At 27.6% G+C, this 16237-nt stretch carries 12 protein-coding genes and 1 tRNA gene; 3 read left to right on the top strand and 10 right to left on the bottom strand.

The annotated features are described in order from the left end of the window. Nucleotides 1-3: 3 nt before the first annotated feature. The 9 genes from BCF59_RS00440 to BCF59_RS00400 all read right to left on the bottom strand — a co-directional run bounded on the left by BCF59_RS00440 (nucleotide 4) and on the right by BCF59_RS00400 (nucleotide 11036). Nucleotides 4-1098, bottom strand: a complete 1095-nt coding sequence (locus BCF59_RS00440; RefSeq protein ID WP_134110106.1) for a restriction endonuclease subunit S — start codon at nucleotides 1096-1098, stop codon at nucleotides 4-6. A gap of 157 nt (nucleotides 1099-1255) precedes the next feature. After that, nucleotides 1256-2344, bottom strand: a complete 1089-nt coding sequence (locus BCF59_RS00435; RefSeq protein ID WP_134110103.1) for a M42 family metallopeptidase — start codon at nucleotides 2342-2344, stop codon at nucleotides 1256-1258. A 67-nt stretch (nucleotides 2345-2411) separates the two neighbouring features. Further along, nucleotides 2412-2495 (bottom strand) — tRNA-Leu (locus BCF59_RS00430). Nucleotides 2496-2735: 240 nt separating this feature from the next. Further along, entirely contained in the window at nucleotides 2736-3758 is a 1023-nt protein-coding gene (locus BCF59_RS00425; protein ID WP_134110100.1) for a nicotinate phosphoribosyltransferase, read from the bottom strand. 18 nt (nucleotides 3759-3776) lie between these two features. Continuing rightward, nucleotides 3777-4751, bottom strand: coding sequence for an MAGa3780 family membrane protein (locus BCF59_RS00420; protein ID WP_134110097.1), 975 nt, complete (start codon nucleotides 4749-4751; stop codon nucleotides 3777-3779). An 11-nt stretch (nucleotides 4752-4762) separates the two neighbouring features. After that, nucleotides 4763-5089 carry a hypothetical protein gene (locus tag BCF59_RS00415; RefSeq protein ID WP_134110094.1) on the bottom strand — a complete coding sequence of 109 codons (327 nt, stop codon included), beginning with the start codon at nucleotides 5087-5089 and terminating at the stop codon, nucleotides 4763-4765. Continuing rightward, complete coding sequence (locus tag BCF59_RS00410; protein ID WP_134110091.1) at nucleotides 5089-5400, bottom strand: MMB_0454 family protein; 312 nt, start codon at nucleotides 5398-5400, stop codon at nucleotides 5089-5091. The genes BCF59_RS00415 and BCF59_RS00410 overlap by 1 nt, the downstream gene beginning before the upstream one ends. Nucleotide 5401: 1 nt before the next feature. After that, complete coding sequence (gene efp, locus BCF59_RS00405; protein WP_134110088.1) at nucleotides 5402-5965, bottom strand: elongation factor P; 564 nt, start codon at nucleotides 5963-5965, stop codon at nucleotides 5402-5404. Nucleotides 5966-6359: 394 nt separating this feature from the next. Next, nucleotides 6360-11036 (bottom strand): DUF4011 domain-containing protein, encoded by a 4677-nt coding sequence (locus BCF59_RS00400; RefSeq protein ID WP_134110085.1) that lies wholly within the window; start codon nucleotides 11034-11036, stop codon nucleotides 6360-6362. A gap of 365 nt (nucleotides 11037-11401) precedes the next feature. Between BCF59_RS00400 and BCF59_RS00390 the strand changes: the two genes are divergently transcribed. From BCF59_RS00390 to BCF59_RS00380, 3 genes are all read left to right on the top strand, one after another. Then, entirely contained in the window at nucleotides 11402-11857 is a 456-nt protein-coding gene (locus BCF59_RS00390; RefSeq protein WP_134110079.1) for a hypothetical protein, read from the top strand. A 27-nt stretch (nucleotides 11858-11884) separates the two neighbouring features. Further along, nucleotides 11885-13111 carry an ECF transporter S component gene (locus BCF59_RS00385; protein WP_134110077.1) on the top strand — a complete coding sequence of 409 codons (1227 nt, stop codon included), beginning with the start codon at nucleotides 11885-11887 and terminating at the stop codon, nucleotides 13109-13111. Between the two features lie 143 nt (nucleotides 13112-13254). After that, the gene (locus BCF59_RS00380; protein WP_134110074.1) at nucleotides 13255-15735 is read left to right on the top strand and encodes a PTS transporter subunit IIABC; all 2481 of its coding nucleotides are present in this window, start codon (nucleotides 13255-13257) and stop codon (nucleotides 15733-15735) included. Nucleotides 15736-15850: 115 nt separating this feature from the next. Here the strand turns inward: BCF59_RS00380 and BCF59_RS00375 are convergent, their stop codons facing one another. After that, nucleotides 15851-16237, bottom strand: coding sequence for a DUF1934 family protein (locus tag BCF59_RS00375; protein WP_134110071.1), 387 nt, complete (start codon nucleotides 16235-16237; stop codon nucleotides 15851-15853).

Genomic DNA, 16237 nt, shown 5'->3' with positions numbered 1-16237 from the left:
AATTTACACAAACATTTTCTCTAAAAGAGTTTCTTTAATGTTTTTTAACTTATCTAACTTACGTTGAAGAAGTGATAAATAGGAGTTTATATTGTTAAAAAAATTAAAAATTAATTTTTGTTCTGTTTTATTGAGGGGGATATTATGAATAATATTTATAACATTTGATCAGTTTATATAAATTTGAGTATTTCCTTGTGATTCGTTTATTACTTTTTTTCTATTTACAAAATTATTTAATAATATATATGAAAATTCATTATCAATTATTTCTGTTTTTGGTATCAATCTTTGTGTTCTTTGGTTGTATATAAATTTATTATTTTCTCCTATATACAAGCAAGAACCAATAATTTTTCCTTCAGAAGTTTTGTCATTCATAATCATAGCAAGATCACCTTTATTCAAGAGAAATTCTTTTGTTTTTTTATTTAAATCAATTCTAATGCCTTGATCTCTATAAACAAATTCTTCTGAATAATTACCAATATTTATTACATAATATTTTCCATATTTATTAAATTCTTTTTCTAAAGATGAACCACCTACAGAATCAAACAAATCACCCACGCTTCACCGCTTTCAAACGTCAGTGAATTCTTTGAAACGAATGCTTGGAATTTCTTGATTTTGACTCACAAACATCTTCTCTAAAAGAGTTTCTTTAATGTTTTTTAACTTATCTAACTTACGTTGAAGAAGTGATAGGTAGGCATTTATAGTGTTAAATATTTCGGCAATTATATTTTGTTCTAACTTACTCGGCATCAGAAATGTAATTTGTAGTAAATCATCTATGTTAAAATTTTCTCTTACACTTCCTTGTTTATTTAATTCAACGATTTTGTTAAATTTCTTAGATTTAAATCAAGTATATAAGAAATGATTATTAACAAAATCTTTTGTTTTAAATACAAAATACGATGGTCCGATTAAACCTTTTTCAACTCTCTCATAGTATCCAATGGAACCAACATTGATTCTAGATGGATTAAAACCAAATGAATATTGATCGATTATTTGCGAATTTCTTTTGTCTGCATTAATAGCTTTTCCACCATTGGAAAAAAAGGATTTTTGATTTACAAATCCTTGCAAATTAGAAACTGAATAACTTTCTAATTTAAGATTTTCAACATTTTTATTAAAGTAGGGAACAATAAAATCCTTTGCAGTTCACCGCTTTCAAACTCTCGGTACTTTTTGTCATTATCCAAACAAAATAAAAAAATCTAACCAATTAGGTTAGATAAAATTATTTATACGCTAATCTTTTATCGTGATTTTCTGGCGAGTAACTTTTAATAAATTCAGTCATTAAGTCAATGGTTGCTTGAATGTCTACCAATGATGCTACACCGATTGGGCTATGTAAGTACCTTTGTGGTATTGATATAGTCATAACTGATGCACCACCTGGTGCAAATTGTAATTCGGCCGCATCGGTTCCGCCGCCACCAGCAACATATTTGTATGTAGGAATATCTTTCTCTTTTGCAATGTCGGTTAGATATTTAATTAGTTTTGGATCTGGCAAAGTTCCGCCATCTTTGACTAATAAACTTACTCCGTTTCCACATACTGGCGTTCCTTCTTTGGCACCAGTTGTGTCGTGTGCTGCACCGGTATCAATTGCAAATGCGACATCAGGATTGATAATGCTTGCAGCAGTTCTTGCTCCTCGCGTACCAACTTCTTCTTGTACAGTACCAACTAAATAAACATCGCAGTTAAGTTTTAAATCTGCAATATTATTAGCGATAAATTCTAATACTGTAACTCCAGCGCGGTTATCCATTGCTTTACCACCGATTAAATTGTTAGCTAATTCAATATATTCTCCGCTCATAAACACTTTGTCACCGATGTTGATTTGTGCTTGTTCGACTTCTTGTTTGTTTTTAAAACCTAAATCTACAAATAAATCATCATTTTTCATTGCATTTTTGATTTGTTCAGGTGTTTGGATGTGAATACTGGTATGTCCAAAAACTCCTGTATATATTTTATTAGTAGCTGATGCTACAACAGATGCTTTTGTCCCTATTACAACACTAGCTCATACTCCACCAATTGGTGTAAGCATTAAATTTCCATTATCCTTAATACTACGCACCATATAACCTACCTCATCCATGTGTGCTGCCAGCATTACTTTAGGTGCATTTGCAAGGTGTGATTTTTTATAAAAAATAATTGAACCTAGTTTATCGCGTATAATTTGAAAACCAGATTTGATGTTAGCTTTTAATTTATCGACTATTGCTTCTTCGAAACGAGAAATAGCGTTAATTGACATATATTGCTTTAGCCTTGATGCTAAATTTTGATATTTTTGATCCATATTAACCTCCCAATTAATTAAGTAACTACTATATAAAAAAATCAGCATAAGGCTGAAATTAATATGTTGGTGCCTTAGACAGGACTTGAACCTGCATGGATTTCTCCGGCGGATTTTGAGTCCGCAGTGTCTGCCATTCCACCACTAAGGCATCATTTATATATTACATTATTTTTAAGAATATACAACTAAAAATATAATTAAATGTAATATTATGTTTTTTTATTTTGTTCTTATTTAGTTTGTTTTTAGTTAATTATTTATATAAATATTGTGAAATATTAATATAAAAGTTAAGGAGTAAAATGTGAAAAATATTTATATAATTTTCTAATATTTCACGATTAAGCTTAAAACTTTAGAACTTGAATTTTATCAAAAATCGCTATGTTTAGTGAGAATCTTTGTTATTATATAAAATTAAATTTGGATTATAACGATATCCGCGACCTTGTTTAGCCTCTTTTTGACCGTTTAAAAGTGTTGCATCTGCAGAAAAGGAATTATTCAATTTAAAAATGCTTTGGCCCACTCCGTAGTAATCTACAGGAACATTAAGTTCTTCAAATTCTTTAATTTTTTGAGCATCAAAACCTGATGAAACAACAATTTTGTAATTTTTGGCACCAACAATATCTAATGCTTTTCTTAAATTTATCACTTGATCTGGATTTACCCCATATTTAGGGGTTTGATTTTCAAACATTTTATCAACCATATTTTTTGATGTATCAATTCGAACTCCCCAAACCTTATTTCCTAATTCGTTTCAAATTTTAATTGAATCACCAATTACGTCGTTATTATAATCAACTAATGCAATAATTTTGTGCTTAGGAAAATTTTTATGAAATGCCTTTGTTGCCGCCACTACATCACCTTTGAAAGCCTGGATTAAAATATGTGGCATACTACCAAAAATGTTTTCATCATCTTTGACTGTCTCGGTAGTTTTTTGTGCCAAAGTTGACACCATTTTAATCCCACCAATATGTACAGCGATTCCGTCTACTTTTTGATTTATATAATGGTCTGCACGATCACCCATAAAAATAATTTCTTTGTTTTTGGCAGCAATTTTACAATGGTAAGCATTGGTCGCGATTGAAGTATTGCGTGCTAAGATCCCATCGATCATTCCTTCTCAAATTCCGAAATCTTGATAGTGACCTGTTAGTTCTAAAACTATATCTAAATTATTGATTTTGCTACCATCAGGTAGATATTTAATTTGATATTTTGATGTATCAGTTACTTCTTGTAATAAATTCAAAACTTCTTGCATTCCTGCCAGAATAGAATTGTCTTTACGCTGAAAAAATTGTAAGGTTATTATATTATTTGGTTTTTCGTTTTCTAAAATAACTTGAGTTTTTTTGAAATAGCTTGCAATATATTCTTCTTTAGATTGCATTTTTGCCCCTTTATATAATTAGGATTTTTTTGTTTTTTTCTGTGCCGAAAAACGAAGTGGTGGAAGTTTTTTTTGTCCTGGTTGTAAGATTCTTAAAACTTTTCTTAAAATAAAGCCAATTGTTGGTGCAGTCAAAAAAGAAGAAAGCACGATTATAATTATTAAAACAGATTTTAAATAAAAGTTATCACCAGTGTACCCTAATGGATTTCAAAAACTTATAATTGAATAAATAGCAATTCCGCGATCTAATTCAGTATTGAATTCATTCGGTATTACATTAGGATGGTTTTGATTTTCTGAGTTTGGTAAAAAATCAGCGGAAGTGAAATTTTTGAATTTATAACCAAAAATATATATTAATAAAAGAAAAATTAAGTAACAAATAGGAAAAATTGAATAACTTCATATTACTTGAGTACTAATGCGAATTCTTTTGCGCTCCCAAATTAGTGTAATAATTCCAAAAAAAGGTGCAATCGCATGTCAAACTAAAGTGCGATAAAAGTCGTTTCTACTAAAGTTACCACCGATAGTTTTATCGGTCAATCAACCAAACCAAAAAACTAAGACAACAATAATAATATAAACAATTCCGGCAAAATAAAATTTTTGTGCTTTTTTAGATTCTTTAAAAAAAGGAAATAATAAAATACTAATAGCCATTAAAACATTACAGATAAAGGTAAATCAATATGAAGTTCCACCTCATAAAATTAAAACAGCATTTGGTAATGTTGCGCGATAAATTGCACTTTTTTCATCGTGTGAACTTACTGAATTAGCCATTTGATTTATTTTTTCAAAGAAGTCTGGGTCATCTTTATAAATTTTATTAAAAACCTGTCAAGTACTAAAACTTTTATCACTTCAATCTCACATTATAATGCAAAGGTAAACCATAATCAGAAAAAAACCAATTAAGAAAGTTGCTCAGTCTTTTTTATTAAATTCTTGATAAGTATGTAGAAACTTCTTGAGTGTTTTTTTCATTTTAACCTCTTTTATATCGATAATGGAATTGCGATAGCGAGCACTATAATAAAAACAATTAATACAACTAAGATAACTCATTTATTATATTTTTTTAAATAATAATTGCGTCTTATTTTACAAAAAGCAAGATAATTAATCTTTAAATCCTTACTTTTAATACTATAGTTTTTTAATTGTTTTTGTAATTGAGTTATGGTTGTTTTATAATCTAAAGTTGATTTATTGGGTTTTTTAATTTTATAAATTTTTTGTAATTCTAGTGATATTAATAAATCAAATTTAGTTCGTAAGATCGCTAAATCTGTAGAGTTATCAATTTTCTTATTTTGTTTCACTAATAAAATCCACTAAAAATAAGTTGAATGTTTTTTGGTTTTACGCCGATAAGGTTTTGAATTCCGACTTGAATTTGTTTAATCAAATTTTTTCAGATGTTGTATAAATTATTTTTTAAAGTTGTTTTGATTTTTATGTCTAAGCATATTGTTAAATTTGAGTGGTCTGTTTCGAAAACAAGAAAAGGTTTTGAAGATAATTTTATACCTTTAAGGTTTGCAAAAACATTTTTAATAATATCTAAAAAAGCATTCTCTTTAACCACATAAATTTGGTCTGAATTAAATAAAACATTCACGTAATTTTGCATTTTATTCTTTACTTTTTCCTACATATTTACCAGATTCAGTTGAAATAGTAATTAAATCACCTTCTTTGATAAACATTGGAGTTTCTAATTCAAAACCTGTTTCAACAATTACTTTTTTTTGTGGATTGGTTGTTGTATTTCCTTTAACTGCATCAGGAGCAGATGTGACTCTTAATGTAATGTTTAATGGTAATTCAATGTCTAAAACTTCATTTTCAAACTTACGGATTTGAACTTCTTGTCCTTCTTTTAAGAAATTCATTTCTCATTCTACAACTTTTAATGGAATTTCAATTTGTTCATATGTTTCTTTATCCATTAAAATAATATTTTCGTTATCTGAATATAAATAATCGGTTTTTCTTTTGTCGATGTGTGCTGGTTTAACTTTGTCACCACCTGTATATGATTTAATAGTAGTAGAACCAGTTCTTAGATTTTTTACTTTTGCTTTGACGTTAGCTTGACCGCGACCTTGTTTTGAATGTTGTGCTTCTAAAACTACAAAAATTTCACCTTCATCTTGAAAAGTAATTCCAGGTTTAAATTCATTTACATTAATCATTAATATGACTCCTTTAATAAAATCTTTAAAATTTGAATAATTATGCTAATTATACTTTAAAATATATATTTTAATACACTATTTATATATATTGAAATGTAAAATTGCTTATACACTATTTATATTAAAACTAAGGTTTTTTTGGTGACAAATAACTGACATTTCTACAAATAACGTTTAATAAAAACAAGAAAGAACCTTTGATTATTCTTAAACTCGTGCATTTTGTTGATTAATATTAGTAGTTATGTTTTTTGGTACATATTTGGATAAGCTATCTTTTTATTTAAGTTTATATTAAGCACACAACCTTTGATGGATTTCTTCTTTGATTAGGAACTTTTTATATCAAAAATACAAAGAATCGTATAAAACTCTTTGTATTTTTGATTTGTTATTTAACTATTTCATAATAGTCTTGTTCAGTTTGTTTTATAATTCCCTGATATAAAAGATTGTTAATAACTTTTTTAATTTTATCTGATGTGTAATAAGTTTGTGATTTATTTTTGGTTCTCTGTAGTAATTCTTTAGATATGGTTATGTAATCACAAATATTATTATATTCAAATAATTTCAAAATGAAATATTCAATTTCTTTATCATGAATATCTGTAATTGTTCTACGATCAACTTCCTCAAAACTTTCGCGAAATTCAAAATTAAATTCAGGATAATTAGGAATAACAAATTCATCATCATCTAAGTAAGCGACATCTCAAAATTTAATAGTACTATATGCAAAATTTTTAATAGAACTATCAACGCTACTTTTATAGAAAAGTAATTTTAATAACTGATGATATTTACTTAACGGTAAGGCCCCGGTTAATTTGAAAATTTCTATAAGAATTTTTCTTTTTTCTTCTTTTGATAGAGAATTAACAAAAACGAATGAATATCTTTTAACAATTTTTTGAAATCCACTATAGCCTTTAAACACGTCGATTTTGATTTCTTCTATTTTTCTTTCTTTAATAAAGGTGTTTTCATCATTAAAATTTAGATCCATTTGGGTTTTCAAGGTAGATGTATGAGCACTATATTTTTGTTGTTTTAAATAATTAAGTTTATTTAAAACTTTATCAACTTCTCTTTGCGGATTCATAAATCAATCGGTAGATCAAATCCGGTGAATATTTCAACCACGATTTTCTAAAACTTGCTGTCTTAAACGATCGCGATCTCTAGAAGATTTTGATGAGCGATATAAAGCACCATCACATTCAATTCCTAAAATAAAATGATGTTTATTTTGGTGCAAGATTCCTAGATCAATCCGGTATCCAGATACACCTATTTGGGTACGTACATCTAAACCTTCATTAGTTAATCTATCATAAACTTCTGCCTCAAATTGTGAATCAAAATATTGTTGGTTAAAACCTTTATTATCACTTAAGTTATCAATACCGTATTCTGCGTTTTTAATAAATTGTTCTAAAATTGCAATTCCTCGTTTATTACTTCTAAATCAGTCCACTTCAGAGCTCTTGAAATTTGAAATAACAAACATTCCTTTTTTAGAACGTGTAATAGCAACGTTTAAACGTTTATAACCTGAATCGCTGCGATTTATCGCACCAAAATCCGCACTAAAACGACCAGAACTATTGCGTTTTCCTTCGATTATAAAAACAATAATATCGCGCTCATCTCCTTGTACTCCATCAATATTTTTGATAAAGAATGGTTCTTTTTTATTTTGTTTGAAAAAGAATGAGTATTCAGGATTCTCGTCGATAAATTTATCTATTCTGCGTTCCGCTATATCTAAGACATTAGTGTTAAATACCACAAAACCTACTGAATATTTGTCGTTATAAGTGCTAATAATTTCTTTTAATAAATTAGTTGCTTCATCCATTAAAAGATTAAAATCGGATTTACGAATATCATGATTAGCTGCGTATATAAAATTTAATCCTTCAAGTTTTTTAGGTGGTCTAGAGTTAGGGAAAGTCACCAAATCTTTATAGATGTTTTGATTAGATGTATAAATTAATTCTTCAAACAGAGATCTATAATGTCATTTTAATTTAATTGAACGGTATCTTGCGGCAACAAATGTCAGGAGTGAATCATAACCGGTTGATAAATCATCTTCTTCATCTACAGGAGCAACATAATCGGATTCTAAAACCTTTTCAAAATATGAGGTTGCGGGCATTTGTTCTTCGTCTCCTACAACAATTGCTTGTTTAGCACGAAATAGTGAACATATTGCGCTTTCTGGTTTAATTTGTGAAGCTTCATCAAAGATTACGGTATCAAACTGATAATCAATATCCTTAAAGAAAATTGAAACAATAGATGGAGATAAAAGTAAGCAAGGCTTGATATCTAAAATAAAATGATAACTTTTTTCAAAGACTTTTTTAAAAGGTAAAAAAGCCCGTTTTTTCATGCTTTCAGCTTTTAACAATCTAAATGCAGGACTATTATGAGTTATACTGATTTTTTGTAGAATGTTACTATCTAACTGTCATTTGATACGCTCTTTTGATAATTTTAAACTTTCAATATCTTTTTCTCTAAAAAGGTCTAAATTAGAACTTAAAAAAGCTGCTTGAGTATTAGGAATTTCGCTTCAAATTATGTTTCTTATAAATTTTTCATAATTTTTGCGTAAAAATATTTTATCAAAGTCTTTTTTAATATCACTGTTTATGATTGCTTCAACGAATGATGTTAATTTTGCATCAGTAAGTTGCTTGATTGCATAATTTAATTCAATATATGCATCAATTAAATAAAAATTATTTTTGAGTTCAAGTAATTTTTTATTTAATTGTGAAGCATTTAATACTTTAAAATCACATTCATCTACATTAAAAAAGGATCAAAAAGTTTGTGTTTGATTGACAAAGTTTTGTATTTCATCATATATTTTTATGAATTCATTGATATTAGTGGTGATATTGATGAAGTTTTTCGATGCTAGATTATAAAAGTTATCTATTTCTTCAAAAATATCTTTTAATTGAGTTAAAACAACCAAGTCATTCAATTTTGGATGTTCTAATTTTTTTCATAATCTATTAATTTCTTTTATATTCTCTTGATATATAACAGTTTTAAAAAATATTTGAGAAATAGGGGTTTCGTTATTTTGAAAATTATAAAAAGATTCCTCTTTAAGTAATTTTTTAGATCTTCATCAAGTGATTGAAAAGAATTTTTTTCAAGAATTTTCTACTTTTTTAAGTTTATAAGAAAATTTTGCTAAATCAATGTTTGATAATTCGTTAGAATCATTAAAATGTTGATTTAGTAATACTAAAAGTTCATTATTTTGTTTATTTAATTCTAAAATTTTATTTAAATCATTTTTAATTTCTATAAGGTGTTCTATACTAGTAATTTTAAAATTTTGGAGATTATTTTGTTGGTATAAATTTATATATTTTCAGATTAACATCACATCACTTAAAAAATTATCAGTGGGAACATCTAAAATTTTAGAAACTAAAGGCTTGATTTTGTCTAAATGTAGTATTAAATGATTCAGTGAATTTTCTATACTATGGTATAAATCTGCGTTTTTACTATCTATATTTAAACCATATCAAGGATTTTGTTTTTTATCAAAATTTAGTTCTTTATATGCTTTATAAAAAGTATTGATTAATTCTAAAATATTATCTAACCCTTGATTATCTATATCTGCCAAATTAATATTTTCAAATTCTAAATCAGGATAATTTCTGAGTTCATAAAAATCGCTGATATATTGATATAAATTTTGATTTTTTGGATTACGTTTTTTAAGTAAAACATCACCATATTTTTCTAATATTTCTCTTGTCTGTTGGTGCTTATAAATTACTAAATTAACTTTTTCATTATCGATTTCATAACTTTTACTACTTTCAATTGAATCAACTATTTCGCGCAAGATTACTCGTTTATCAACTGCTGCATCATGAATTGGAATAGCGTATTTTTCAAGTCCGATTTTTTTTAAATTGTTATAAACAACTTGTAATGCAGTATTTTTTTCAGCGACAAATAAAACTTTCTTACCACGTGCAATTAATTCGGTAATGATGTTAGTAATAGTTTGTGATTTACCGGTTCCGGGTGGACCTTGCAAAACAAATGATTTACCTAAAATAGCATTCTGAATAGCTACTTCTTGGGATGAATCTGAGTCTAAAACTTTGAATTGTTGGTGTATATCAATGTGTTCGTTGATGTTTTCGTTATTAATTTTATCGATATTAAATCTACTTAAATCACCATTACCTTTTAGACCCTCAAAGAATTCGCTTTCAACTATTTTTTGAGCATTTTTGTCTAAGTCTTCAAAAATATGAATTTTACTAAAGTTAAAATTAGAAATATAGCATCAATCAATAATTGCTCAACGTTTATCAACCAGATGCATTTTTTCAGTTATTCTAAATGTTAATTCTTGATACTTGTTATATAAATCATTATCAGATTCAAAATTTCAGTCAAATTCTATTTGATATTCTTCTTTTAATTTTAAAAATAAGGCTTCATTTTTTTGAATGTTAGATACATCATTAAACTCTAAATCTCATCCCCTACCATCTGATGATTTACTAAGATTTACAGGAAATAAAATTAAAGGAGCAAAATGCGCAATATCAGAGTTTACATCTTCATATCATTTTAATAAACCGACTGTTAAATACATTATGTCAATAGAATATTCGTTTCTAAAATCAGTAGCTTTCTTAGATAGGTTTTTTAGTGCGTTATTTAAAAAGACACCAAAAAATTCTGGATATAAACTAGTTTCCTTTAATTTTATGCGTTCTGATATTTCTTCTAGTGTATGCGGAGAATTGGGATTTGCACTATAGTCGTCTTCATCTTCTAAATAATAATCTTCAATATGAAAGGTACTTTTTGAACTTTCATCTATTAATGTTAAAAGTTTAGGTAGTTCGGGATAGATGATTTTTACTTGACTTGGATTTTTAGATTTGTAACTATCAATAACAAAATTAATACTTCTATTTTTGTTTGAGATGTCTAATAATTTGCGTTTTCAACTTTCAATATTGATATTGCTTAAATTTTCTTTTTCTGAATTCATTGATTCTCCTGACTTTGATGGTAAATTTGTTTTTAAAACATTATTTAATTAAAATAGCTTTTTAGTTAATTCGTGGGCGGAAAAATCTAAATTTTTCTTATGATATCACAAAACATTTCTTTTTTTTTTTTTTTTTTTTTTTTTTTTTTTTTTTTTTTTTTTTTTTTTTTTTTTTTTTTTTTTTTTTTTTTTTTTTTTTGATTTTTGTCTAATTTTTTTAAAAAAACCGAGAAGAAATTGTTGTTTCTGCATTTTATATTTATTTTGCAAATTCACGTATTTTTGTTGAAATGCTACGCATAAAATTTTTTTGTTCTTTTTTGGTTTATTTTTAATACTTGTGTTATATAGAAACTGAGGTAAAAATGAAAGAAAATATGCAAAAAATCAATCCAACAAAAATCCAATTATTTAAAATTTATAAAATGACTGATAAATTAAAAAAATCAATCAGCAAGTTTGCTTCATATGAAATTGATAGATTGTTACCAATTTTATATATTGGAGATGACATTATTTTTGGTGAAGTTAGAAATGTTGATCAAGTACAAGAAAACGAGGATGTAACAGATTTATATAACCACGAAAAAATGTGAGACTCAGCACTATATTATAAAAACTTTTATCGAATGAATTCTAAAATATTGAATGAATATATATATGAAGACGAAGAAACCATTTCCTTAGGTCAAGTTAGTGAAGTTAATGAGTTAAATATTTTAGATAAATTAAAATATTACTTTACAACGTTAGATGCAGATACTAAGTTAACTTATATTTATCCTAAAAAAAACACACAAAGTAAAAGTATTGTTCATTAAATTAATTTTATTTGCTAAAATTGATTTATGGAAATTATTGCTAAAGAAAAACAAATTTGAAATAAATTATGATTAAATGTAATATTAAAACTTATTTTTTTAGGTTTATTTATATTTTGTATTATTTCAATCCCTAGTTTAGGCATAATTAATCTAAAAGTTGAGCAAGTATCACAACTTGCTTTTTTATATTTTTGTGTAATAGTGTTATTTTTTATATCAATAGCCAGTTCATTTTGAGAGGGTTATTATTGAGAAAATTTTATTTTTGATTTTTTATCACCAAAATTAAGGCAAAAAAAAATAGTTAAATGACTTTATATATCATTGTTTTCGTATTTAATTGGCTCTATTTTTCGGATAGTTTTCTTAATTGGAATATATTTTGAAGACGGTTATTATCAATATAATTTTAAATTAGCAAGACGGAGAAAATATGGATTTTCAATCCAAGATATTGCGTTTGCAGGAATTTTGTTTTCTTTGTTTCTAATAATTTCGCTAATTAAAAATTTTACCGTTGCAAGAATTATTAACTTAGATTTTGAATATGTCTTTTATATATTGTTCGCATATTTTTTTGGTAAGTTTAAAGGTTCATTACTTTCATTTATGGCTGACTTTTTTGGATTGTTATTCGCTGGACGAATCGGTTTTTATCACTGAGTTTATGCTATTGTTCCGATAATAACAACGATAATGATTGGTTTTATCATTGATTTATTTAAAAAGAATCAAAATAAATCAATGATTGTGATGAATGTGGCGTTGATAGTTATTTTTGCTATCTTAATATATGTTTTTAGCACACAAGTAAATGATCCTAAAGGAATTAAAATTTCTAAAACTTTTGGAGTTTCAAGAATTTCATTAGTTGCTGGAATAATTTTAATGACTTTTGCAGGAGTTTTTATTAGTATTTTAATTGGTTTATCAATTTATTATCTAAAAACAAAAAACGATAGTAATAAGAAAAATCGCATCGGAATTTTAATTTTATCTTTCTTTTTAACAGTTTCAATAATAGTGGTAGCAAGATGAATCTGAGGACCATTTGCATTCATTAGATATGCTAATTTTTATCTAGGAAGAAATTATATAGTTAAAGATTATTATTTAGTCTTTATGACACCGATTGTAATTCGTTCTTTAATTTCAATTCCTATTTATATAGTAGTATTATTTGCGTTATTAGTTCCGCTGTCATTAATCAAAAAACATTATGCAAAAAAAGAAGCAGGAATTACATACTAAAAACAGGCTAAATATTTGTTAATTTTTAGTTAAAATTTGATAAATTTACTGGTTTTATTTTTTCAAGTTTTAGTTATATATTTGTTCTTTTATTATTATTTTGTTATAATTATAGAAATTGTTAAAAATTTTAGAAAGGAAAAATGAAATCTATTAAATTGCTATTTAAAAGCAGAAATGCAAAAGTAGATGCAAATAAGAAATTAAATAATAGTAATTCTGGTAAAGCGCGTAAAGTTTTATCAAAAATTTCTGGTGCATTTATGCTACCTATTTCTGTTATGTCAATTGCCGGACTTTTTTTAGGTATTGGTGCTGCGATTTTTACCGGTTCGCTTGATAAAGATGGTAACGTAGTAAATTATGCCTTAAGTGTGTTTGGTAATGCAATTAAAGCGTTAGGTGATCCAGTTTTCGCTGCATTACCAATATTATTTGCAACAGCCTTTGTCATTGCCTTTACTGATGAAGCCGGTGTCGGTGTGTTTGCAACCATCGTTGCGTTCTTGATCTTTTTATCAGTACAAAGCGTATTTATTTGAGAGTTTTATGAAAAAGTACCGACAAAGAATCTTGTCACTGGCAAGGTTACTAATGTTAATGATATTAAAGGATATATTGTTCTATTTTCAGGTGGAGGAAGAAACCCTGAAAGTATGAAAAATTTAATCGGTAATACACTAGGTATTCGTTCATTACAAACTTCGGTATTTGGTGGTATTGCAGTTGGATTGATGGTGCAATATTTATATAATAAATTTCACACAATTCAATTACCACAAGTTATTTCGTTCTTTGGTGGAAAAAGATTTGTTTCATTGATCGCAATTCCATCATCATTTGTGCTTGCTCTGATATTCTTGTTATTTTGACCTTGAATCGGAGTTGGTTTAAATAAATTTGGTGAGTCATTAGGTAAAGTACCGTATGGTTTTGAATCATTAATATTTGGTGTTATTGAAAGATCATTAATTCCATTTGGATTACACCACGTTTTCTATGCTCCATTATGATATTCAAACGCTGGTGGAGATATCAATAGTTTACTAACTACATGATATAATGCAGAAAGCGCAAAACCAGGCTTTGAAGCTGGGCAAAGTTTAATCACTTTAAAAGAAGCGGTTGCTGCAGAACCAAGTAAGTTTCAAGGTGATTCAACCTCAGCTTTATCACTTTTAAATTTTGGTTCTACAGTTGATTGAAAAGTTGGTAAAGATATACGCTCTGTTCAATTATTTGATTTTATAGCAAGTATAGGAATGAAAATAGGAAGATTTACCGACGGTAAATTTGCGTTTATGATTTTAGGGTTACCTGCGGCAGCTGCTGCAATGATTTTGGCGGCTCCAAAGGAAAATCGTAAAGTTGCCTTAGGGACAGTGCTTCCGGCTGGATTTACCGCAATGTTAACCGGGGTTACTGAACCAATTGAATTTACATTCTTATTCTTAGCTCCTTGATTGTTCTGAGGGTTCCATGCATTAATGGCCGGATTGTCCTTTATGTTTGCGAACTTAGCAAGTGTGCATATTCCACAAGCATTCTCAGGTGGGTTGTTAGACTTTATTTCATACGGAATTATTCCAGTATCAAAAGGAACACACTTCTGATGATCACTAGTTATCGGTCTTGGATATGTTCCAATATACTTTGTTGTATTCTACTTCTCAATTAAGAAATTTGATTTAGCAACTCCAGGTAGAGGTGGAAATACTAAATTATTCAACAAAGCAGATTTTCTTAAAAAATCATTTCATTCTAATGAAGAATTTAAAGACTTAGATATGAAAGCGGTTGCAATTGTTGAAGGATTTGGTGGTCTTGATAATATTACTGCATTTAATAACTGTGCTTCAAGATTAAGATATGATGTTAAAGACGTTTCGAAAGTTGATGTTGAGAAACTTAAAAAAGCTGGTGCATTTGGAGTTAAATTTGAAGGTGGAAATCACGCTCAAGCAATTATGGGTCCGGCTTCAGAACAGCTTAATGCAAAAATTAAATCTCAAAGAAGTTTAATTGCTAAATATGAAGCAGCATTAGTAAATAATCCCGAAGCTCTAGAATCACAAGTAGAAAAAAATCAAGAAAAATTAAATGAAACTCAAACATCAGTTCAAACCGAAATGCCGAGTGAAGTAGTTACATCTACTAAATCTGTTAAAATTCAAACCGCAGCTAAAGGAAAATTGGTTGCTTTAGAAGACTTGCGTGATGGTGTTTTTTCAGAAAAACTAATGGGAAATGGTTTTGCAGTTGAATTTGATGCAGAAAAAATTGGAAATGTTTATGCCCCAATTTCTGGTCAGATTGTTTCGGTGTTTCCAAGTAAACATGCTATCGGTATCACAAGTAAAGAAGGTGTACAAGTTTTAGTACATATCGGAATTGATACAGTGAAATTAAATGGTGAAGGATTTGTCGAATTCGTTAAAGTTGGAGACAAAGTTAAAGCCGGAGATAAATTAGTTGCTGTAGATTTAGAGTTATTGAAACAACATAACTTGCGTAGTGATGTAATTGTAATCATTCTTAATGAAGGAACAATGTCTAACTTTAGCATTGTTGAAGATAAAACTACAGCTGAAACTACCAGTGATTTAATTGGTAGAGTCAGATAAAAAAAGTTTGAAAACTTTTTACCAGCAGAGATGCTGGTTTTTTAATGGAGTCAGCAACATTATATTGGCCAAAGCAAATGAAATATAATAAAAAAGTCCCTATTGGGACATTTTCTTATTCTTTGATGGTTAATGTAATAGCATATTCACCTAATAATGTACCATTACGTGATAAGGTGTATGTGAATGAATAGGAGTTTTCTTGAAAATCTTTAAGAAATCAATGTGAATCTAAATTGATTATCTGATTTTTTCATTGATGATGGTCAATATCTAAATCAAAATTATAAACTTGATTATATTTTAGATATACCGAAGTAGAACCTGCATAAATATTAATTTCATTATCAGAAACCTCTATACGATTTCTTATTCCTTCTGACGGTTCACTAAAGGTAAATACTTGATAACCATCTTCATTTGTATATTCTAAATCTGCATCAAAGTCTACTACTCTTTCATCGTTATTTTGTTTTATTGTAGATTTAAAATTAATTTTCAT

Origin of the sequence: Mycoplasmopsis mustelae (genome assembly GCF_004365095.1) — a bacterium.
Lineage (GTDB): Bacteria > Bacillota_I > Bacilli_A > Mycoplasmatales > Metamycoplasmataceae > Mycoplasmopsis > Mycoplasmopsis mustelae.
Note: the sequence above shows the minus strand (reverse complement) of the source record. Positions and strands in the feature narration are given on the sequence as shown.